The organism is Pedobacter heparinus DSM 2366, assembly GCF_000023825.1.
In the GTDB taxonomy this organism is placed as follows: Bacteria; Bacteroidota; Bacteroidia; order Sphingobacteriales; family Sphingobacteriaceae; genus Pedobacter; species Pedobacter heparinus.
In genome coordinates this window covers 3,993,380-4,016,282 of sequence record NC_013061.1, presented here as the reverse complement: position 1 = coordinate 4,016,282, position 22,903 = coordinate 3,993,380, and the positions used below count along the sequence as shown (strand labels likewise).

At 42.3% G+C, this 22,903-nt stretch carries 12 protein-coding genes; 8 read left to right on the top strand and 4 right to left on the bottom strand.

Annotated features, from left to right (window positions below):
- Positions 1–78 precede the first annotated feature (78 nt).
- Both PHEP_RS16800 and PHEP_RS16790 read left to right on the top strand, forming a co-directional pair.
- Positions 79–858, top strand: a complete 780-nt coding sequence (locus tag PHEP_RS16800; RefSeq protein WP_015809180.1) for a phytanoyl-CoA dioxygenase family protein — start codon at positions 79–81, stop codon at positions 856–858.
- 506 nt (positions 859–1,364) lie between these two features.
- Complete coding sequence (locus PHEP_RS16790; protein WP_015809178.1) at positions 1,365–1,724, top strand: DUF1801 domain-containing protein; 360 nt, start codon at positions 1,365–1,367, stop codon at positions 1,722–1,724.
- A 103-nt stretch (positions 1,725–1,827) separates the two neighbouring features.
- Here the strand turns inward: PHEP_RS16790 and PHEP_RS16785 are convergent, their stop codons facing one another.
- From PHEP_RS16785 to PHEP_RS16770, 4 genes are read right to left on the bottom strand one after another with little or no spacing between them, the layout of a single operon-like run.
- On the bottom strand, positions 1,828–3,351 hold the full coding sequence (locus PHEP_RS16785; RefSeq protein WP_015809177.1) for a sulfatase family protein: 1,524 nt from the start codon (positions 3,349–3,351) through the stop codon (positions 1,828–1,830).
- A 10-nt stretch (positions 3,352–3,361) separates the two neighbouring features.
- Complete coding sequence (locus PHEP_RS16780) at positions 3,362–4,807, bottom strand: sulfatase-like hydrolase/transferase (RefSeq protein WP_015809176.1); 1,446 nt, start codon at positions 4,805–4,807, stop codon at positions 3,362–3,364.
- Between the two features lie 11 nt (positions 4,808–4,818).
- On the bottom strand, positions 4,819–6,468 hold the full coding sequence (locus tag PHEP_RS16775; protein WP_015809175.1) for a RagB/SusD family nutrient uptake outer membrane protein: 1,650 nt from the start codon (positions 6,466–6,468) through the stop codon (positions 4,819–4,821).
- 9 nt (positions 6,469–6,477) lie between these two features.
- Complete coding sequence (locus PHEP_RS16770) at positions 6,478–9,588, bottom strand: SusC/RagA family TonB-linked outer membrane protein (protein WP_015809174.1); 3,111 nt, start codon at positions 9,586–9,588, stop codon at positions 6,478–6,480.
- A gap of 725 nt (positions 9,589–10,313) precedes the next feature.
- On the opposite strand from PHEP_RS16770, the gene PHEP_RS21730 reads away from it, so the two are divergent.
- The 6 genes from PHEP_RS21730 (at position 10,314) to PHEP_RS16740 (ending at position 22,883) form a co-directional block, all read left to right on the top strand.
- Positions 10,314–12,395, top strand: coding sequence for a PAS domain S-box protein (locus PHEP_RS21730; protein ID WP_162141663.1), 2,082 nt, complete (start codon positions 10,314–10,316; stop codon positions 12,393–12,395).
- Positions 12,396–13,138: 743 nt separating this feature from the next.
- Positions 13,139–15,658: a Kelch repeat-containing protein gene (locus PHEP_RS16760; protein WP_143715767.1), complete on the top strand. Its 2,520-nt coding sequence runs from the start codon at positions 13,139–13,141 to the stop codon at positions 15,656–15,658.
- A 99-nt stretch (positions 15,659–15,757) separates the two neighbouring features.
- Positions 15,758–16,999 carry an L-fucose:H+ symporter permease gene (gene fucP, locus PHEP_RS16755; RefSeq protein WP_015809171.1) on the top strand — a complete coding sequence of 414 codons (1,242 nt, stop codon included), beginning with the start codon at positions 15,758–15,760 and terminating at the stop codon, positions 16,997–16,999.
- 113 nt (positions 17,000–17,112) lie between these two features.
- On the top strand, positions 17,113–20,214 hold the full coding sequence (locus PHEP_RS16750; protein ID WP_015809170.1) for a SusC/RagA family TonB-linked outer membrane protein: 3,102 nt from the start codon (positions 17,113–17,115) through the stop codon (positions 20,212–20,214).
- A gap of 9 nt (positions 20,215–20,223) precedes the next feature.
- Complete coding sequence (locus PHEP_RS16745) at positions 20,224–21,825, top strand: SusD/RagB family nutrient-binding outer membrane lipoprotein (protein WP_015809169.1); 1,602 nt, start codon at positions 20,224–20,226, stop codon at positions 21,823–21,825.
- Positions 21,826–21,836: 11 nt separating this feature from the next.
- Positions 21,837–22,883, top strand: a complete 1,047-nt coding sequence (locus PHEP_RS16740; RefSeq protein WP_015809168.1) for a glycoside hydrolase family 99-like domain-containing protein — start codon at positions 21,837–21,839, stop codon at positions 22,881–22,883.
- Positions 22,884–22,903: the final 20 nt, after the last annotated feature.

Sequence of the window (22,903 nt, the reverse complement as noted above, 5' to 3'; positions counted from 1 at the left end):
TATAAGTTTTAAGTCATATAGTTAATGTCCCGAAGGGGGTATTGGCTATGATATTGTCTGAACTTTATATTAAATATTATGCACAACATCTTAAATTCACAACAAATACAATCATTTATTACAGAGGGCTTTGTTCGCGTTGACAATGCTTTTTCTATTGATCTTGCCAGCGAAGCAAGACATATCCTATGGAAAGACATTCCAGCTGATCCAAACGATAGCAGTACATGGACGCATCCGGTCATTTGGCTGGGTATGTATACCCAACAACCCTTCGTTAAGGCTGCCAATACTGATGTACTTCATAGCGCATTCGATCAACTGGTTGGTAAAGGCAAATGGATTCCCTGCATGAGCATGGGTGCTTTTCCGGTTCGTTTCCCATCAGTAATTGATTCAGGAGACACAGGCTGGCATGTTGATGCTGGTTTTGCCGGGGCCGATCCAAACGACTATTTTGCAGCACGCATTAATGTACAGTCGAAAGGCCGGGGCTTGCTGATGCTGTTTCTATTTTCGGACGTCGGTGAGCGGGATGCCCCGACCAGACTGCTAAAAGGTTCACATCTGGATGTTGCCGGATTGCTGGAGCCCGAGGGTGAGGAGGGCTTATCTTTTATGGAATTGGCAAGCAGAACATCAGAGTTGCCCAACAGAGAAGAAGCTCTGGCCACGGGAAGGGCCGGAACAGTATATCTCTGTCACCCATTTCTGGTTCATGCCGCACAGCGGCATCGTGGTATAGAACCTAAGTTTATGGCGCAGCCGCCGCTGTTGCTCAGAAGCGATTTTAATATTGAAGGCTTAGGACCGTTCAGCCCTGTTGAGGAAGCCATCAGGGTAGCGCTAGGTTATTAGCTTTTGCAATTTCTTCGCTTTCCTGCCGATGATTCTTATATTCGTGCAAATTTACTGCGATGACAACAAATTTTTTGCGCTTTACTCTGATTCTCATTGTTTATACGTTGAATTCCTGTACCAAAAGTGATAAAGTAGGCTGCTGGAAATGTACTATTAAAAAAACAGGATCTGAAAAAACAAGAACTGTATGCGACAAAACACTTCAGGAAGCACACGACTTAGTGTTTAGTGAAGAAGTTGGTTCCTGGCCTACCAGTGTTGAGAAAATAAATTGTAAAGAGGATTAAATAATATCTATTAACCATACTGATGCTGTAGGCAGCAAGGACTCCGATGGAAGCTGGGCGGCCGGTATTTGCCACGCCCCTGGGGTAAATACAGGGATACCGCCTACCAAAAGTTCTATAAAAAGTCGTAATCAACCCATTAATTGTCGTTTCTGCCCCTGTGTCGGGAGGTGAAAAAACAGGATATTTGTTTTCAGCAACATTAAACAAATTACGATGAGCAACAAAAAGAAAGTAGACGAGTTCCTGGAAAAACTGGATCACCCGTTAAAAAAAGAAATGGCTGCACTGCGCGATGTAATTATGAAAGCAAGTCCTGAAATTACAGAAGATGTGAAATGGGGCGGTCCGAGTTTCTATTACAAAGGAGATATGGCCACTTTTGGCCCACGCGTTAAAGATGCTGCAGTGTTGGTGTTCCATAAAGCGGAGGGGCTGGGAGCCGGAGAGGTACTTGAACCCGCCTCAAAAGGCAAAGCCTATGCTAAATTTAGAAGTATGGCAGAAGTAGAAGCAAAAAGTGATGACCTGCAAACAATAGTGAGGCAGTGGATGCAACTGATGGATAAAAGTTAAAATTGCTAAGGTAAATTAGATTTAAGGCCAACGCTACCGGACCCCTATTTTTGAAGGCTGGATAGAAACCACTCAAAAATAGGGGTAGAAATTAGAATAGAGGCTATAGCGACTTAACTTTTTCCAGTTCGGCTGCCAGTGTTTTTACCAATTCCGGATTTTCATCTGCAAGGTTCCTGGTTTCAGCGAGATCGTTTTTAAGGTTATATAATTGAGCAACAGCAGATTTTCCGAGTTCTTTGTGTCTTGATGCTGCTGCATTTCCTTTCGCGGGTTCAATATATTTCCAGTCACCTTTTGTAATAGACAGTGTACCTGCATGTGCGATAAGCCATGACCTCCCTGATTTGGATTTTCCGGTTAAGGCATTAATGACGTTCTGACTATCTGGGGCATCTCCGGCGCCTGGTTTTTGGCCGGTTAATGCGGCCAGTGAGGCAAAGAAATCGACCTGACTAATCAGGGCATCAGAGCTGCTACCTGCGGCGATCGCTGCAGGCCATTTCACAATCAGTGGCACACGGGTTCCACCATCAAACAAACTGTATTTACCCCCTCTAAGTGGCCCTGCAGGTTTATGCGTGCCTAGTTTTTCTATGGCCTCATCTACGTAACCATCATCCAGAACCGGCCCGTTATCGCTGCTAAATATCACAAGGGTATTTTTGCTTAAACCAAGGCTATCCAATGTTTTTGTAACCTGCCCTACGGTCCAGTCCAACTGGAGTATCGCATCGCCACGCACACCAAGTCCACTTTTACCAAGGAACTTTGAGTTTGGTACCCTTGGTACATGGATGTCATGAGTGGCCAGGTATAGGAAAAAAGGCTGATTTTTATTGTTTTCAATAAATTTGCTTGCTTTTAAAGCCAATACAGCGGCAATGTCCTCGTCTGTCCATAATGCTGATTTTCCTCCGGTCATGTAGCCAATGCGGCCAATTCCATTTACTATGGCCTGATTGTGTCCATGCGAAGATTGAACACGTAATAGTTCCGGATTATTGAGTCCGGTTGGTTCATTTGCTATAGGAGCCAGATAAGAAACGTGAACGGGATCTTTGGGATCAAGGTTAACAATTCTATGGTTCTCTACATAAACGCATGGAACACGATCGCCTGTTGCCGGTAAAATATAGGAATAGTTGAAACCCAGCTCCAGAGGCCCTGGTTTGATGTCACCATTCCAATCTGCCCCCTCTTTTGGGCCAAGGCCTAAATGCCATTTACCAACCACAGCACTTTTATAACCGGCTTTACCCAATACATCTGCTATGGTATTTTTTTCGGGATCTAGAATAAGCGGAGCATTGCCAGGTGCAACGCCGGTGCCCTGTTTTCTCCAGGCATATTTACCGGTAAGCAGGGAATAGCGCGAAGGTGTGCAGGTTGCTGATGTGGAATGCCCATTCGTAAAGCTCAGGCCCTGGCTAGCCAGCCGGTCTATGTTAGGTGTTTTCACGTCGCCACCATAGGCACTGATATCGCCATATCCCAAATCGTCTGCATAGATGATCACAATATTTGGTTTACTGGTCTTTGTTGTTTGGGCGTTTGATGAAAATGCCAGTGTTATTGCAATGAGCAGCATCATGCTGCCGGGTACTTTGTTGATATTTGTTTTCATGTCCTGGTATTTAATTTTCAGTTGATTCCTTTTTTGATTTAAAAATATCCCATTCGGGACGTAATGGCGAGGTATGTTCTTTTTTTACAATAGCATCAAATGCATGGGGCAACTCCGGATGACTGGATGCAATATCATTGGACTCTCCCGGATCTTTTGAAAGGTCGTATATTTGCCAGGCAGCAGCCTTATTTTTCTGGATATTGGTTTTTACACCCTTAAGGTTCCCTATTCTGATGGCCAGCTGTCCACCTTTTGAAGGGTATTCCCAATATAAAAATCCACGCTTAGCAACAGGTAGGCTGCCCTTAAACAAATCAAGTACTGAAATTCCATCGTTTTTAGGTGCTTTTACCTGGAGCAGATCGGCAAAAGTTGCCATCAGGTCATAGGTAACAACAGGGTAATCGCTGGTTTTTCCCTGGGCTATTTTACCCGGCCATTTGATGATAAAGGGTTCTCTTATGCCCCCTTCATAAACATCTTGTTTAACGCCCCTTAAACCTCCTGTACTATTGAAAAAGTCACGGTCAACATTTGCGGCTGTCCCGTTGTCACTGGTAAAAATAACAATGGTATTCTGATCCAGCCGAAGCTCTTTTAACAGATTCTGGATTACACCGACCTGCTGGTCCATATAGGAGACCATAGCCGCATATGAGGCTTTAGGGTATGGTGTGATCGGGTCTTTGCCTGAAGGCTTTTCATTAAATAGTTTTACATAAGCATCAATTCCACTTGTTGGCTCCTGCAAAACACCGTGTGGCAGGGTGATAGGGAAATAAAGAAAGAAAGGCCGGTCTTTATTGGATTGAATGAAACGAACTGCTTTTTCCGTCATTTTATCAATGGCGTAGTCTTTGCCACGATAGGCCCCGGACTCCGAAACTGTTTTATCTTTTGGATGAACTTCCATGGGATGGTTTCTCAAAGTATCCCATTTGCCATTTTCCCAGAGGTGGGTAGGATAATAGTTATGTGCCTGCCGCTGGTCATAGTAACCATAAAAGTAATCAAATCCTAACTTCTGCGGGTCTCCAGAGTTGTCATGATTCCCTAGTCCCCACTTTCCAATTGCAGCTGTAGCATATCCTGCTGTTTTAAATAGAGAACCTAAAGTAGCTGTGCCTGCTTTTAGCGGAAAGGAGCCCGGTTCATTTACGTTTTCCTGGTAGGGAAGGAGCCCGTAATTGTCTCTGATCTGCGCATGACCAGCATGGAGGCCTGTCATCAGGTTGGCCCTGGATGGAGCGCATACAGGTGTACCCGTATAAAATTGGGTTAGCCGTAATCCCTGAGCCGCCAGTTGGTCAAGGTGCGGGGTTTTGATCTTTTTTTGCCCATAGCTTCCAAGTTCAGCGTAGCCCAGGTCATCTGCATAGATCAGAATTACGTTTTGTGCAGCAAGCCGTTGACTTAATAATAAGAATACTGAAATCAGCAATAATCTGTTCATGTTTTGAGTTTTTAATTGGCCAGTCCGGGATTTATATTTACTTCGCTTTGCGGTATAGGCCAAACGTGGTCGGTTACCCTGAATGCTTTTGAAGTGACATACCACCTGCTGTATGGATCTGTAATATTTCCTTTTTTTCTCGTCTTAACTGCTCCCGGAAATGGCGCTCCATAAAAGTCGCCGTTTAAAACAGTGTTTCCGATCTTCCACCTGATCAGGTCCCAATACCTGATGCCCTCAAATGCCAGCTCTACACGACGTTCTCTACGTAATTTTGTACGCAGATCGGTAGTATTTGTAACTGTAACCGGGGGCAGGTTTACAGTGGCTCTTGACCTTACTTTATTAATGGTGGCATCAAGCAGGATTTGGTCAATAGGGTCTCCGGCTTCAAGCTTTGCTTCCAGGTAACTTAACAATACTTCTGCATAGCGGATTATGGGCAAATTACCGCCATAATTGGTCAGGCTTCCAGAGAAACTTTCATCGCAGAACTTTTTGAGGCCATAACCGGTTTGCGTGGTTTGTTTACCTGCACCTAACTGGTCTGGAGAAGTGGCAGAATCGGGATGGGTAACATATTTCAGATTTTTAAAGGTATTGAGGTTATACAATACACTATATTTTAAACGCGGATCCCTGTCTTTTCCAATATCGGCGGCATTATATCTCGGATCTGTATAAGAAAAGGGCGTACCATCCTTAAATTCATAGGTTTCAACAATGCTCCCCAAAGGGCAGAAGATGTGCCAGCCTGCGGCAACTGCTGGAAAGAAATGCTGGTTCATCGCATTAGCGCTAAGATTTTCTATGAATTGGGTACTGAAAATGATCTCATTACTATTTTCGTTGGAGGTTTGGAATAGCCCTGCATAATCAGGGTCGATAATGTTATCCCCATAATCTATGATTTCTTTATATGCAGCAGCTGCATCGCTGTATTTTTGTTCAGCAAGGTATAAACGGCCTAAAAATGCCAGCGCAGCCTGTCTGCTCGCCCTTCCAAGTTCAGCCTTGGGGATATCCTTATGCCGTGGCAGGTCAGCTATAGCAGCTTTTAGCTCATCAATAACGAATTTAACAATTTCTGCTTTGCTGGCCTTTGTAACGGTATTGGCCTCTTGTGCCGTCAAAGTTTTGGTAACAAGTGGTGCTGCACCCCAGTACTGAGCTGTGTAAAAATACTGACAGGCCCTGATAAACCGGACTTCGGCAATGTAGCGTTTTTTTCGGGTTGGATCTATCGGTGCTTTATCTACGTTTTCCAGAAAATAGTTGGCTCTGGCCACTTTGGCGTAACTACTGGACCAATAACTTTTAAAGACATCCAGATTTGCAGTTAGTGTACCATTTGACAATTTATTATAGGAGGAATTATCGCCCCTTCTGTCGTAGGCATTGTCTGTAGAAAATTCGGTAAATAATAGCCCTGCATAAGACCACCAGTCGCTGGCCAGCACTTCAGTGCCATTGATTTTAATGTTTCCACGGTAAACACCTGTTAAGGCCAGCTGGGTATTGGATTCACTTGTCCAGAAGTTGGCACTGTCAAATTTATCCAGCGGAGATTTTTCCAGGGCTTTCTTGCATCCTTGTGCAAGTAAAAGTATTGCAACGAGCAATGTAAAACTGTGTTTGATATTGTAATTGAGGTTCTTCATTTTGGTAGTTTAAAAAGTTACATTCAGACCAACAGTATAGGTTGCCAGGATTGGATAATAGCTTCCGCCCGTATTGATTTCCGGATCCCAGCCTTTTCTATAATTGTTCCAGTTCAGGAAGTTCTCTCCACTGAGGTATATTCTGGCTTTTGACAACCCTGCTTTTGCAGATACCGGGCCTGGTAAGGTATAGCCAAGCTGCGCACTTTTAATTTTGATGTAAGAAGTGTTAATGATCCAGAAAGAAGAGGTAAGGGTATTCGGTGTTCCAGAATTGGAAATGATTTCCAGTCGTGGATATCCTGCATCTCTCCTGGGATTGTCGGCCGTCCAGCGTTCATCTTTTTGCCAGGTTTGCACGTTGCCGAAGTTATTGAAGGCATAGCCGGCGTAAGAATCCAGTGTTCCTTTAACACCTGCTATTCCTTGAAACAACACATTAAAATCAAATCCTTTATAGGCAGCACCGAGGTTTATCCCATAGGAATATTTCGGGATCCTGCTGCCCAGTACAGCCCGGTCATAAGTGGCATCAACCTTCCCGTCCGGTACACCATCCGGACCACTGATATCCTTATACCGGATATCACCCGGTTTGGCCGATGGATTTATTGCTGTCATGTTTGGCCAGGTACCTACATCGGCCGCATCAACAAAAAGCCCGTCGGCGATATACCCGTAATATAGTTCTAAAGGGTGGCCGATAAACAAAGAACTCCCATTGCCGGTTAAACCATTTGGCTGACGAATGTTTCCAACCCCCAGATCTTTAACTTTGTTATTGATAATGGTAAGATTGGCATTGATGTTATAAGTAAATGCCCCAACAGTGTTGATGTGGTCAAGCGTAAATTCAAGTCCTTTATTCACAAGCTTTCCTGTGTTTTGCTGAGAAAGATCGAAGCCCAGGATGGTAGATACGCTGGATGCCGGGCTATAAAGGATGTCATAAGTATTGCGGTCAAAATAAGTAGCACCCGCATTTAGTTTTCCTTTAAACAAACTTACATCAATGCCTATATCAGCCGTTCTGGTCGATTCCCAATGCAAGTTTGGGTCCGTTAATTGCGTTAAGGCTACACCAGAGGAAATTACGCCACCAAATGAATAGTTAACCCCTGTATTCAGCGTATTCTGGTAAGGATAGTTGGCAATGTTCTGGTTACCAAGTATTCCATAAGAAGCACGAAGTTTAAGGTCGTTAAGCCAGGAGATCTTATCCTTGATAAATTTTTCCTGTGAAATACGCCAGCCTATCGCTGCAGATGGAAAAAAGGCGTATTTGCTGGTGGTTGGGAATCTTGATGAACCATCATACCTGATTGTTCCTTCAAAAAGGTAGCGCTGGTCAAAATTATATTTCAGACGACCAAATACCGATTGTATTGCCCATTCGGAAGCTGTTCCTGCATTTTTCTGATTGTCCTGTGCCCCAACATTAATTTCGGTTAAATCATTTCCGGGAAGTTTATCTCTGGAAGCATCGAGAGATTCGGTATGGTTATCCTCATAAGATGCGCCTGCTAACAGACCAAATGCATGTTTATTGATGGTTTTTGTATAGTCTGCCAGCAATTGAAGGGTTTTATACTGGGTGTTTCCAGTAGAAATGCTGAGCTGATTGGGCCCCAGTGTAAGTGTTGGATTAAGCACCTGGGATGCAGAAAAATCCTTCTGGTTGTTTGTAAGTTGGTTATAAGCACCCAAAATGGATAGCTTTAGTTCAGGAACAGCCTGATAATCCAACCTGAGGTTTGCACTTAGGTTTTGATTTTTGGTTTTTGTAAACGATTCAGTTTCAAGGAATGAAATTGGCGTGCCCTTTTGTACAACGCCCAGTCCATAAGTTCCGTCAGATAGTTTTCCGGCATAAATGGCAGGGTACCTTACAGTTGAACTGATGATACCCAATACTCCATTGGCATCTAAGGTTGCCGGTGTACCGGGCTCATTGGCATCCGAATTGATGGCAGATATACGTGTTGTAAGCGTAAGTTTAGGGCTCAATTCGTTAACCAGGTTTAAGCGTAGGTTGTATTTATTGTAGTAATTTTTAACCACCAGTCCATCCTGGAATAAATAGCCGCCCGATATATTGAACTGGTTTTTTTCGGTTCCACCGCTTGCAGTAATGTTATGGGCGGTTTGAATGCCATTTTTACTAAGTACGGCGTCAATAAAATTGGTATTTGGAAACAAATCCGGATTACTGCCATCTCTGTACTTCTGAATGTCTGCAGGTGTGTAGGACTGCGAACCTGAAGCCTCATTATAGAGTTCGGCGAATTCCCAGGAATTGACAAATTCCGGATAAGCTGTTGCTTTTTGGAAACCTGCATATGCATTGTAGCTTATCCGGGTTTTACCGGCTTTCCCATTTTTTGTAGTGATGAGCACTACACCGTTTGCTGCACGTGCACCATATATTGCTGCAGAGGATGCATCTTTTAATACAGAAACTGAGGCTACATCATTAGGGTCAATTTCATTGAAATTACTTGCAGGTATTCCATCTACAATAATCAGCGGTGTAGTTGCTGCACCAAAGGAACCTACACCACGGATATTAATATCGCCGCTACCGGCACCAGGCTTGCCTGACCTTTGAATTACTGTTACGCCGGATAGCTGCCCTGTTAATGCATTCGAAAGCTGTGGGGTTTGCCGGTTATTGATTTTGTTTGCCGAAATTTGTGAAATAGAGCCAATTACATCTTGTTTTTTCTGGGTGCCATATCCAACCACTACAACTTCACCGAGCTGGTTTTGTGTAGCGGTTAACCGTATTTCTACAGGGCTCCCATCAACAAACAGTTTTACCTGGTCATAGCCAACATAGTTTACAATCAGGGTATATGGAAATTTCTGACCTGTAACGAAACGGAATTTTCCGGCATGGTCTGCCGTTACCTGATGAGAGGTCCCTTCTATCTTGATCAGTGCTCCGGGTAGTGTTTCGCCCGTTTTTGCATCTTTGACGGTACCATTGAGTGTAGAATTGATGAGTGGTTGTGTAGTAACTTGTGCTGATGTGTTTAAAGAGAAAGAGAGCAGAAAAAATACATACAGCGGTACAAACCTGGCAGTTAGGAACTGCCTTGGTTTAATAAAATTTTGCATACTTTTATAATGGTTTAATTAGTGATTTTTACGGGCAGCAACGCCAATTGAAAGCCCGTTTGAATTATTTGCCTGAGGTTGTTCTTTTTGAGCAACCTCTTTTCGTATAGTTTATTAAATAAATCCTCCTTTCTGAAGAATGTTGATGATTAAATGGGATAGCGGGAATTACTGAATTTGTTTATTGTATTGTGCAAATATATAAACTAAATAGTTATTGTCAATTAAATCTATGGAATTTATAGATTTAATTTCAGAATGAGTTCATTGTATTCTTGTAACTGCTCCTGACGGGGCTGGGGGACAAATAGAATGGATTAAAAGGGATTTACAAGCAGGACAATGTTTTTAAAAGATAAACTATAGGGTTGAAAGCAGGATAAGGGCAGATTACGAGCAGGTTGCTTCGGAGATTGGGTACCTTTTTCCGAAGCAACCTGCTTGCGTTGTGCAGCAAATGTACTGGCAAGCCAAAGACTTCTAGTTTTGTCTTTTCTTCCATGAAGACTCGTAAATCTTATTATACACCTTATGCCCCGGATTATACGGCGGAACTTTTATACGAAGGTGGATAGGATCCTTTTGGCCAGGGCATAAATCAAGAACCTGTAGCAGATTCGGCATAAGAATTGCCTTGCAAAAATATATAGTAAATATGGCAACATATGGCTGAAATCAACAAACCCTCCAAGGACACGCTTTCGGCGCTTGAAACGGCGCCTAATATGTATTTAATTCTCTCTCCTGATCTGTATATCTTGACAGCAAGCGATTTATACCTGCAGGCCACAAAAACGACGCGGGATGCAATTAAAGGCAAACATATTTTTGAGGCTTTTCCGGACAACCCAGATCTGCCAGATGCGGATGGTGTTCAGAATATAAATGCATCACTTCAGGTGGTACTTCGCACTAAAAAACCAGATCAAATGCCAATACAGCGATATGATGTCCCCGATATGGAAAACCCGGGCAAATTTATCCGGCGGTACTGGGACCCCTGCCATTCACCTGTGCTGGACAGTGAGGGTAATATTTCTTATATCATCCAGTTGGCTACCAATGTGACAGACAAAATACTGGCCGAACGCGCTCTACATCAAAGTCATCTGGAAAATCTGGAAACGACCGAACAGGTCAGCGCGCTCAATGCTGAACTTCTTGCCACCAATGTCGAGTTACGGGAGACCCAGCGTCAGCTAACCCTGTTGAACGAGCAGCTGGAGGGGCGTGTAGCCAAACGAACGGATGAACTTCGGCAGGCCGTAGAGGAGCAGGCGGCTGTTAATGAAGAGATGGAGGCTACAAACGAGGAGCTAATCCAAATCCAGCAAAATCTGGAGCAAATCAACAGGGAGCTGACAGCCGGAGAATCACGCTTCCGTATGGCTGTAGAATCGACAGGTCTGGGTACCTGGGATTATATTCCGGCCACGGGGGAACTTCAATGGTCCAAAGAATGCCGGATGATATTCGGCCTTGATGGCGATCAGCCTGTGGATTTTGAAACCTATACGCGACACATATTTCCGGAAGACCGTCAATTTGTAGCTTCCAGAATAAATTCCAGCCTTCAGTCTAAGTTTTCGGGCCGATATGAAATCACGCACCGGATCATTCGTTTTGATAATAAGGAGGTTCGTTGGGTAAAGGCGCAGGGTACGGTCCAGTTTCAGGCTGGAAAAGCTTCACGGTTTTTAGGTACTGTACTGGATATCACTGAGCTCAAACAGGTAGAAGAAAAAAGTGCCAGGCTAGCAGCGATTGTAGCCACATCAAATGATGCTATTATAAGTAAGACCCTGGAAAGTGTAATCACCAGCTGGAATGATTCTGCGGAACGCATGTTTGGTTATACTTCGACTGAGATAATAGGGGAAACTATCTATAAGCTTATACCAGCTGACCGCCAGGATGAAGAGCCGATGATCCTCACGCGGTTAAAAGCAGGAGAGCGCGTAGAGCACTTTGAGACGAAAAGGCAAACCAAAGATGGCCGGCTGATTGATGTTTCTCTTACGATATCGCCCATCAAGGACAGCCACGGGAATATTACTGGCTTCTCCAAGATAGCCCGGGATATCTCAGAACGCAAGCAGAATGATATCCGCAAGAATGACTTTATCGCTATGGTCAGTCACGAAATAAAAACGCCGCTTACCTCTATGAGCGCAATCTTACAAATGCTGCAGCGGAAGTTTGCTGAAAGTGAAGATGTTCTGGTATCCCAGCTACTGGACCGCGCGAATCTGCAGGTGAAAAAAATGAATAAGATGATCAGCGGCTTTCTGAATATCTCCAGATTGGAGTCTGGTAAGATTCAGATCAACAGGCAAGTCTTTAACATCTGCGAACTGATCAAAGAGGTAGTTGCTGAAATCAATCTTACCGGCATTAACCACATCATCAACATCCGGGAATGTGAAGATGCTGTAGTCATGGCGGACCGGGAAAAAATAGATTCTGTACTCAGTAACCTTTTAGGCAATGCGATCAAATATTCTCCCAAAGGCTCCGAGGTTACCATAGATTGCTATAAACAGGATTCATATGTGTGTATTCGGGTGAGCGACCGGGGATTGGGGATTAGTGAAGCTGATTGCGGGCACGTATTCGACCGTTATTATCGCGTCGAAAGTGATCCCATCAGTCAGGCCTCCGGGTTCGGGATTGGACTTTATTTAAGCGCTGAGATTGTTCATCGCCACGACGGCAAAATTTGGGTAGAGAGTGAAATTGGGAAGGGTTCGCAGTTTTATTTTAGTTTGCCCCTTGAAGGAATCAGGAAGCCAGAGGTTGGTGATTAACCAATCTTGCTGTGTTATTTACCGCAGTTACAATGGTGGCTATCTATGATCTCTTTTTGATCTGTAACCAGGTTTAGTTTAGAAATATGCATAACAGGATTTGCAGATAAATAAAAAAGCGGGAATAGACCTGTGATGGTTATCCCCGCTTAAATTAACGCTCTCAATGCTAATATACGAAAATCAGCGTATTATGGTTGTAGTAATAATTATTTTTAATTTGACAACTTAACGGATGTTAAGCCAATTCAGGAGTACCAGATACTGATAAGACTTAAAAAAACAAATCAGGGCCTACCTTCGTCCTCGGGCGCACTTTGCTCGTAGCTTGCGCACACCTGGCTCATACAAAGGGTACTTTTTACGAACAAGCTACGACTGAGGTATTGAGCAGCTAATAGCAGGGTGACAAGTATTGGGGCTCCGTAAATACAGCAGGTGTCTGTTTTAAATGTTTCAGGTTTTTGAGCTATACATGCATGGATGCATTACGTAAGTATGGAAGGGGATGCCGTGAGCACCAGTGTTTATGTTGGGGAACATTTAGTTTGATGCTGAATTAACTGTTAATGTTTTTTTAACGATTTGTTAAACCTTGTAGGTTAAGTTTGAGGAATTCATAAAGCAAATAGATATATTAATGCTAAAAATTAAATTAGAGAGGTTTTAAATGCATTTGCGAGTGAAAATTTACATATTTATGTTAAGCTAAGCATATATGTATTATATTCGTAATGCTGATCATGAAAATCAAATATTTACTGTGGGGGCTCTCTGTTTTCTTTATTTTTTGGTGCAATGCCAGCTTTTCGCAGTCTTATGGCCTTGCTTTTTATAGTCACGAAGTTGTTCAGGATCAAAGAACAGGGCTGGATTTAAGTCCGGGAAAAACCTTATGTTTTGACAATGATTTTGAGCTTAGTTTTGATTTAACGTTTCTGCCCGCAAGAAAGGATTACTTTGGTTATATTGTAAGGTTTGTTGACAGCAATAATGAAAATATCGACCTCATTTACGATAAAGATCCTCACGAAAAAAATCACTTCCGGCTCATTATGGGAGACAGATTTTCAAAAATTGCATTTAATATTCCACAAAACGTACTTTTTAGCTCCTGGAATACCATTAAATTTAAGTTTGACTACGCCAGAAAAATACTTCGGGTATCTTATGGCAGTTTTTCTTCCGAGACCAGTTTAATGGTGAAAAAAAATGATTGTTTTAAAATCCTGTTTGGTGCCAATGAATACCAGGGTTTTAAAACAACTGATGTGCCACCAATGAAGATCAGGAATATACATATTGCTGAAGATGGGACCGAAAAGTTTAGCTGGCAGCTTGATGAATATGATGGAATTGTTGCCAGGGAAATGTTGCATGGCAAAAATGGAGCGGTGGTAAAACCCAGATGGATAAAAAAGCTGCATTATGAATGGGAACTTCTGCAGTCTGCTGTTGTTGATGGTGCTGCAAGTGTAGCATTTGATGCAAAAAATGAGATTGTGCATGTTGTTGCGGCGGATTCGTTATTGAGCTATGAAGTGAGATCAGGCCGAGTTGACCACATTGCTTACCTTTCGGGCAAGCAGAATATGTTAAGGGGGAACCAATCCGTTTTTGATCCCCAGCATAACCAGCTGTTAAACTTTTACATGGATCAGAAAATTGTGAGTGCTTTTAATCCGGAAAGCAAAAGCTGGTCCTCAAATTTTGATTTAAATACACCAATTACCGATTTCTGGCAATTCAATAAGTTTTATTCGGTAGGGGATACATCTTTATACATGGTAGGTGGATATGGTCACTTCTTTTACAAAAATGTTATTCAGCGGTATCACTTTCCTGCCAGAAAATGGGAAAAAGTAGATGTTTCTGGTGATGCCATTATACCAAGATATCTGGCTGCGCTGGGTAGCACTGGCAATGGTGCCTACATTTTGGGCGGCTATGGCAGCTCTACCGGACAGCAGCTGTTAAACCCCAGGAATTTATACGACCTGCTATATTTTGATGTTAAGAAAAGAACCATAAAGAAAATTTATGAACTGCCGGTAAAAGAAGAACATTTTGTATTTGCCAATTCACTGGTGATTAACGAAAAAGAGGGAACCTATTATGGACTGATATTTCCAAAACATAAGTTTAAGTCTCATCTGCAGCTGATTGAAGGATCTTTGACCAAGCCGGAATTTAAGCTGATGGGAAGCCTGATTCCTTACACGTTTCATGACATCAATTCATTTGCCGACCTTTTTTATTGTGCTGAAAGCAAAAGGTTTATAGCTGTTACTTTGTTCTGGGACGAAAACAACCGGACAAAGGTGGAGATTTATGCGTTAAATAGTCCGCCAATTGGGGTAAATGCCGAAGTTGTACTTCCATCGGAGATGAATTATGGTTATATGATTGTTGGGCTATTGCTTTTATTGGGAATAGCCGGATTCTTTATTTACAGCAGGAAGCAACAGCAGAAGCCGGCAGAACAGCCTGTATTGCCAGTGGTTTTGAAAGATCTAAGCCCTGAATCCAAATCGGGTATATTTCTTTTTGGGGATATGCAGGTATTTGATAAAGACGGTCAGGAAATAACCAGGCAATTTACACCATTGATTAAGGAGCTTTTTTTGGTTATTTTGCTGTATACCATTAGGTGGGAGCGGGGTATAAGCTCCGAAAAATTAAAGGAATTGCTTTGGTTCGATAAATCAGAAGAAAGTGCGCGGAACAACAGGTCTGTTAACATTGCGAAACTCAAAAACATATTGGAGAAGATAGACAACTGTTCGGTGTCCAAAGAAACGGGATATTGGAGATTTAATTGTGATTTCGAAAATACTTATGTTGATTATTATCACTATTTCAGCATCATCAAAGAGAAAAAGAAGTTAAATAAAGAGAAAATTTTAGCATTGGCGGCACTTATAAAGCGTGGTTCGTTTTTACCAAATGCCAATTATGAATGGATGGACCATTTTAAAGCTGAGATATCTAATGAGATTATCGATACTTACCTGCATTTTACCCATTCTGTTTCGATTGCCGATGATCCGGAATTGTTAATTGAATTGGCCAACTATATTTTTTACTTTGATTCGGTAAACGAAGAGGCCATGACGATTAAGTGCAAGGCTTTGGCTTATATGGGTAAACATTCCCAATCTAAAAATACCTACGAAAGTTTTTGCAAAGAGTACCGGTTATTGTACAATGACGACTTTGATAAAAGCTTTAATACGGTATTGAGTACAGAACCTTCTGTATAGGCCAAGCTATTAATCATTTATTAAGGTTTTGTTAAGTTCAAAAATGAACTTTATCCCCCGGTCATTTGATCGATGAACCAATAACCTTACAAACCAAATATGAACCAATTAAAAACCAAAGCTCCTTTTACGGAGCGGAAATTTCTTGTTACCCTGGTATTCGTTACATCTCTGTTTATGTTCTGGGGTATTGCCATTACCATGGCCGATGTGCTGAATAAACATTTCCAACTTACGATGAACCTTTCCAGGTCCCAATCTGCCTTTGTACAATTTGCTGTTTTTGGTGCCTATGCAGTAATGGGCATACCTGCCGGATTATTTATGAAACGTTTTGGTTATAAAAAGGGGGTACTTTTAGGACTTTCCCTTTTTTCTTTAGGCGCTTTTCTGTTTATACCTGCCGCTAACATCTCTTCTTTTGCTTTTTTTGGTATTGCCTTGTTTATTGTTGGTTGTGGCCTGTCTACCCTGGAAACGGTTGCACATCCTTTTGTTGCTTCGCTGGGAGATCAGCGTACCAGCGACCAGCGCATTAATTTTGCACAGTCTTTTAATGCGGTAGGTGCCATGCTTGGACCTGCAATTGGCAGTTACTTTTTATTTGGCAAGCACATTGAAGGAAGTACTGACTTAACCTCCGTTAAGCTATTGTATGCGGTTATAGGAATGGTGATCTTGCTTGTGGCAGTATTTTTTTCATTTGTTAAGGTTCCGCCTACAACCGATCCACATGTGATTTCTGAAGCTGATGCTGACGCCGTGAATGTTGACGTGGCGCCTGATAGAAAACTAATTGACCATAAACATTTTGTATGGGCTGTTGCTGCACAGTTTTTTAATGTTGCTGCACAAGCCGGAACCTGGGCCTTTTTTATCAATTACGGACATGAAAAAATGGGCTTTAGTGACGAAAAAGCCGGACATTTTATGGTAGTTTTTATGGGGATGATGCTTGCCGGGCGTTTTATCGGGACCTTTTTAATGCGCATCATTGCACCTCATAAATTATTGGCAGCATTTGCATTGGGCAATATCCTGATGTGCATCATAGTAGCGCAAAATTTTGGATTGGTATCCTTCATTGCTTTGCTCATGATCAACTTCTTTTTTAGCATCATGTTTCCAACCATATTTAGCCTGGGGCTGAAGAATTTAGGTGCCCGTACTCAACAGGCAGCTTCGTTTTTATCGATGGGGGTTGTAGGCGGTGCATTTTTTCCTTTTGTAATGGGAGTTATTGCTGACAATGCAGGGATTGCAAATGCTTATTATGCACCCATTATCTGCTATGTGATAATTTTCCTTTTTGCTTATAAATTTTATAAAGTAAAGCATTAATATTGATTGCAACAGGCTTATTAATGCTTTATTAATCATCTGTTAATCCTTTTGCCTTTCCTTCGCCCTCACTAAGCCTAACCTTCCAAATAACCAAAATTAAACTAAATTGTATGAAAGCAAGAGCGTACTTATTACTGGTATTTTTTCTTTTTCCAATGTGGGTCTGTGCACAGCAGCAGATTGTGGGAAAAGTTGTGGATGTAAGGGGAGAACCTTTACCTGGAGTTAGTGTCACTGCAAAAGCAGATGACGGACAAAAATTTAATGCAATTACCAATTCAAATGGTGATTATGATTTACGTGTTTCTGGTGGCACCAAAGAATTAACCTATACGTATATGGGTATGATGCCAGTTACGGAGCTCATAAAGGGCCGTAACACCATAAACGTACAGCTGGCTGAAGACAGCAAGGAACTGCAAAATGTAGTAGTAACAGCCCTAGGTATCAAACGTGAAATAAAAGCCTTGAGCTATAGCAGGCAAGGGGTAGATGTAAACACGATGACGGAAGCTAAAAGCCCGAACTTGTTGAGTACCTTATCTGGAAAAATTGCAGGCTTACAGATTGTACCACCTGGTTTTAATACAGGTTCGGCCAGGGTTGTTATCAGGGGTAACAGTTCACTGACCGGAAACAACCAGCCACTTTTTGTGGTAGACGGGATGCCGATAGACAATACGGCAGGGGATGGCAACATCGATTATGGAAATAATGCTGCTGATATCAATACTGAAGATATTGAAAATATAGAAGTGCTTAAAGGTCCGAATGCTTCGGCACTTTATGGCTCAAGGGCAGCTAATGGGGTAATTTTGATTACTACAAAAAAAGGCACTACTAAATTTAAGGTGTCGCTTAATTCGAGTTTAATGATGCAGAGATTAACCGAATTTCCAGAATACCAAAATGCTTACGGAGTAGGGACTTCATTTTACATTGACAATACACATCGCTTGCCTGAAGCCATGGTTAATTATCGCAGTTGGGGGTCGCCTATGATGGGGCAGCCTTATGTTGCTTTAAATGGTGAAATCAAACCCTACCTGCCACAGCCGGATAACATTCGGGATTTTTATCAGTCTGCTTCATTGCTGACCAATAATATCGCCGTAGAAGGTGGGAATACAAGTAGTATTTACAGGATTTCCTATACCAATTATGCCGGATCCAGTGTAGTGGATGGATTTAACCTGAGCAATAAGCAAACCGGAGACGTACGCCTGCAAAATACTTTTAGTAAAAAGGTGAGCCTGGACAGTAAAATCAGTTACGTAAGAGATGCGGTTGACAACAGACAGTATTCGAATGCGAATGGCCGGAATCCAACAAACCTGTATACGCATATGGGCAGGAGTACTGATCTTGCCGAACTCATGCCCTATAAAGACCCACTAACCGGAATGGAAATAGGGACGCATCGTAATTTCAGCAATCCTTTTTGGGTAATTAATGAGAACCCCAACCGGGACGTTAAAGACCGTATAATTGCATCTTTGAACCCTAAAGTGAATTTCACCAATTGGCTGGTTTTTAATGGACGCTTAGGTGCCGACGTGCTGTGGTGGGATGGTTTTGAATTTAATAATATTGGTTCTATTGTGGCCAGCAACCCTGATGGTTTTATGCGTACCTTTAATACCAAGCAGCAAAATTTTAACCTGGAAGGTACGCTTGTAGCCAATAAGACCTTTAATAAATTTTCGGTGAGTACCATGCTGGGTGCCAGTAGTTTTAGCTCTTGGTTTGAAAGAAGGGAACAAAGGATCAATTCTTTATTGCAGCCTGGCTTAATTAATTTATCCAACGCCAAAGAGTTTCCAACGGTTACGCAACAGCAACGTGATAAACGTTTAAACTCTGTTTTTGGTTCTGTTTCTTTAGGTTACAGAGGGTATGCTTTTGTTGATGTAACAGGTAGAAACGATTGGTCATCTACATTGCCGAGGGCTAATAATTCTTACTTCTATCCCTCCGTTGGCGGCTCATTGATTGTGAATGAAATATTAGGTTTGAAGAGCGACATCCTTAGTTTTGCCAAATTGCGCGCATCTTATGCCATCGTAGGAAATGATACCGATCCGTATAGATTAGACCAGACTTACTCATTTAATGGTTTTTTAAATGGGGCCACCCTGGCTTCACTGGCCACTACAATGAACAACGCAGATCTTAAGCCCGAAAGGACAACGTCTTTTGAGTTAGGAATGGATGTAAGGTTGTTTAAAAATAGGGTTTCAATCGATGGCACCTATTACAATGCTGCTACTACTAACCAGATTGTAACAGCTCAGCTTCCATCTTCAAGCGGTTATTTAAAGCGAATTTATAATGCCGGAAAAATAAAGAACTGGGGTTATGAACTGAGCGGAAATGCAAAGGTTATTGCCGGGAAGAACTTTTCATGGACAACCCAGCTTAATTATGCGGCGAACAATTCGAAGGTAGTAGAGCTGATAGAGGGGATTGATCGTTTCCAGCTGAATAACAATTCGAGTTACCTGTATGTATATGCTGAAGTGGGAAAACCATATGCCTATTTGCGGGGTTTGGGAGTGGCCCGCGATGCCCAGGGCAGGATGTTGATCGAGGATGGGGGATCCTTATTGGTTAAGGATAATGACATGGCCTTTGGAACGGCTTCACCGGATTGGATTGGTGGCATTTACAATACTTTTAAGTTTAAAAATCTGGACCTCGGTTTCCTGGTAGATGTTAAAATGGGTGGGGTAATGTATTCTGGTAGTATTTCGCGAATGCTGACGAACGGTGTTTTAGCGGAAACCTTATACGGACGCGATGATTATTATAAACATACCGTGATTTTTGGGGAGAACAATACAGAGTTAAGTGGTGGTGCAATATGGGATGCCTATTTTGCGGATGGGACTAAAAATACGAAGTTCGTTACCCCTCAGAACTACGAATATGCAAGGCCGAATTATGCAGAATTTGTGATCTACGATGCGTCTTATGTAAAGCTAAGAGAAGTTACGGTCGGTTATACATTACCTGTTAAGCTGTTGTCGAAAATGCCGGTTAAAACGGCAAGGTTCTCTTTATCCGGCAGGAACCTGGCTATTCTTTATAGAAGAACCCCACGTGGCCTGGATCCTGAAGCAATGTCTACCTCTGGTAACGGACAGGGAATTGAGAATGGTGCGTTGCCTCCGAATGCAATTTATGGATTGAATATCAGACTTACTTTTTAACTGCAGATCATGAAACAACAAATTATAATTATAGCGCTTATAGCGTTTGGCTTATTGTCTTGTACCAAAAATTTTGAAGAAATCAATACAGATCCGAACAAACCTGTGAAAGTGCAACCGGATTTTTTACTGACCACTTCCATTTTTGAAACAATGAACCTGTTTGGCGGCAATATGAACCGTGTGGTATTTTTTAACTATACACACCATTTCTCTGGCTTTCAGGGTAATTTTCAGCGCTACAACTACGACCTGAACGAGGACAATACTTATTGGCGCGCAGTTTATGTACAAGCCGCCCAACCTGTAAACCAGATTATTGTAAATTATAAAAATGATCCTGCTTATACCAACAGGGTGATGATTGCGCGCATATGGAAAAATTATATCCTATCCAATGCAGTGGTGATATGGGGAAGTGTTCCTACGGAAGGTGCCTTGCTGGGTACGCCAAGTGTTCCTTATACCAAAGAACAGGATGTATATGTGAACGTATTGGCTGATCTTAAAAATTTAACGGATTCATTAAGCCTTACCGGTGATAAATATACTGTAAATGCAGATAAGATTTTTGGCGGTGACCTTTTAAAATGGAAGAAATTTGCAAATACACTGAGGTTAAGACTGGCCATCCGGATTTCTAACGATGCGCCCAATGGCGATCCTGTGTTAGCCAAAAGGGTAGTAGAAGAAGTTTTTCAAACGGAACAGTATACGATGAAGGCCCAGACTGAAACGGCTGCGGCAAACTGGGGCACAACCAGTGATACCTGGAGTCCGCTTTACGACAGGGCGGTATACAATTATACTGCCAACAAGGCCACTATTCCGGTTACCAATGAGTCGCTGGTTTACCACATGGCGCCTTACAACGATGCACGGTTAACTATATATGCACAGCCGGCGAAACAAGGCCCGCAAACCGGAACTTACTTTGGACAGAACATCTCTTATGGAGGGGGATCAACTTATGCTAACGGTTTAACCAATCCGCATACCGGCTTAAAACAAGATGACTATTCGGCTATAGGTGAGCGGTTTTTAAAGCCCGATGCGGAATATGTGTTCCTTTCATATGCTGAAGCTTGTTTTTTAAAGGCGGAAGCTGCGTTAAAGGGATGGTGGGGCAACCCAAATGCTTCGCAGTATTATTATGAAGGTATAGATGCTTCTTTTAACAGGTATGGCCTTACTGTAACACAGGCAAGCAATTATAAAAATACACCCGGCATTAAGTGGAGTACGGCATCTGATACCGTTGGCAGGAGCGCCCAATTTAAAGACTGGTTGCAGATCTGTTCCAGTTATATTCCTGCAGGTGATAATTTGCGTCAGATTGTGATGCAACATTGGCTGGCCATCCCGGGGCAGGGCGTAGATGCCTGGACACTGATCAGAAGGACCAGGTTGCTTGAATTTCAGCCGCAATTTGCTACCTATGATGGTACTTACGCCTATGTGCCTAACCGTTTGCCATATCCCTCAGATGAATTGCAGACCAATATTGGAGAAGTAAATAAAGCCATTGGCTGGCTGGGCGGTGCCGATAACCTTAACACGAAGTTATGGTTTGCGTTGCCCGTTAAGAAAAATCCTTTTTTACCATTTTAAACCAGATTGTGATGAAATCATATCTTTATATACTTATACTTTTAACAGCTTTCGTTTCCTGTAAAAAGAACAATGAGCACCTGCCCCCAAACTTTAATTATAAAATTGATCCGGTACCTCTTACTGAAAATGTAGTGGTTGGTGCTTATTACTCCAATTACACTACGGCAGACTGGGCTAAAAAATATACTTTCAAACCAGTGAAAGGTGAATATAATGCACTGGACCCTTTGATTATGGACCAGCACCGCAAATGGGCCGATGAGGCCGGACTTGACTTTTTTATCTTTAACTGGAATGGTGCTGCGGGAAACCCGATCTTGAATGCATTTTTGCAGGGCCGGAACAATAATGTGAAAATGGTGATCAATTTTAATACTGCCCACTTAAGCGCCACCAATGCTTCACCTTTAACCGGGGCCAAGCTGACCACCATGATTAACGAATTTAAGACGCTGGCCAGTAGTCATTTTGATAAAGATTACTACTATAAGGTAGATGGCAGGCCTGTGGTTATGATTACGCCGTTGAATTTGTCTTCTTCTGCAGGATCAAGTATCAATTATGCAACTGTGATTCCGGCTTTAAAACAAGCGATGACTGATGCAGGCGTGAATTTATATGTCATCGGAGAAATTACCCTGGGCTGGTTACCTCCGGTACGCTATGCACCTGCTATAAAAGCAATGGATGGTGTAAATGCAAATAACTGGACAACGGATGTTTATGACAGATCGGTGTTTTTTAATTCGTTTGTTGATATGAACTGGAAAAACTGGACTGATTCTACCAAAACCTGGAAGGTTGATTTTGTGCCATGTATTGCTCCGGGATATAACGATAAGGCAATGACACCTGCCAGCAAAATGTATGACATTGGCTATACGCCGGAATTTTATACTGATTTTACGAATGTTGCCAAGCGCAATATGAGCAGTAAACGCATTGTATTGATCAATTCCTGGAATAATTTCCAGTTGGGCACTGCCATTGAACCAACTGAAACCTATGGCAATATTTTTTTGCAAATGACCAGAAAACAATTTAAGATTAATTAACACCATTAAAAAATAAGCTC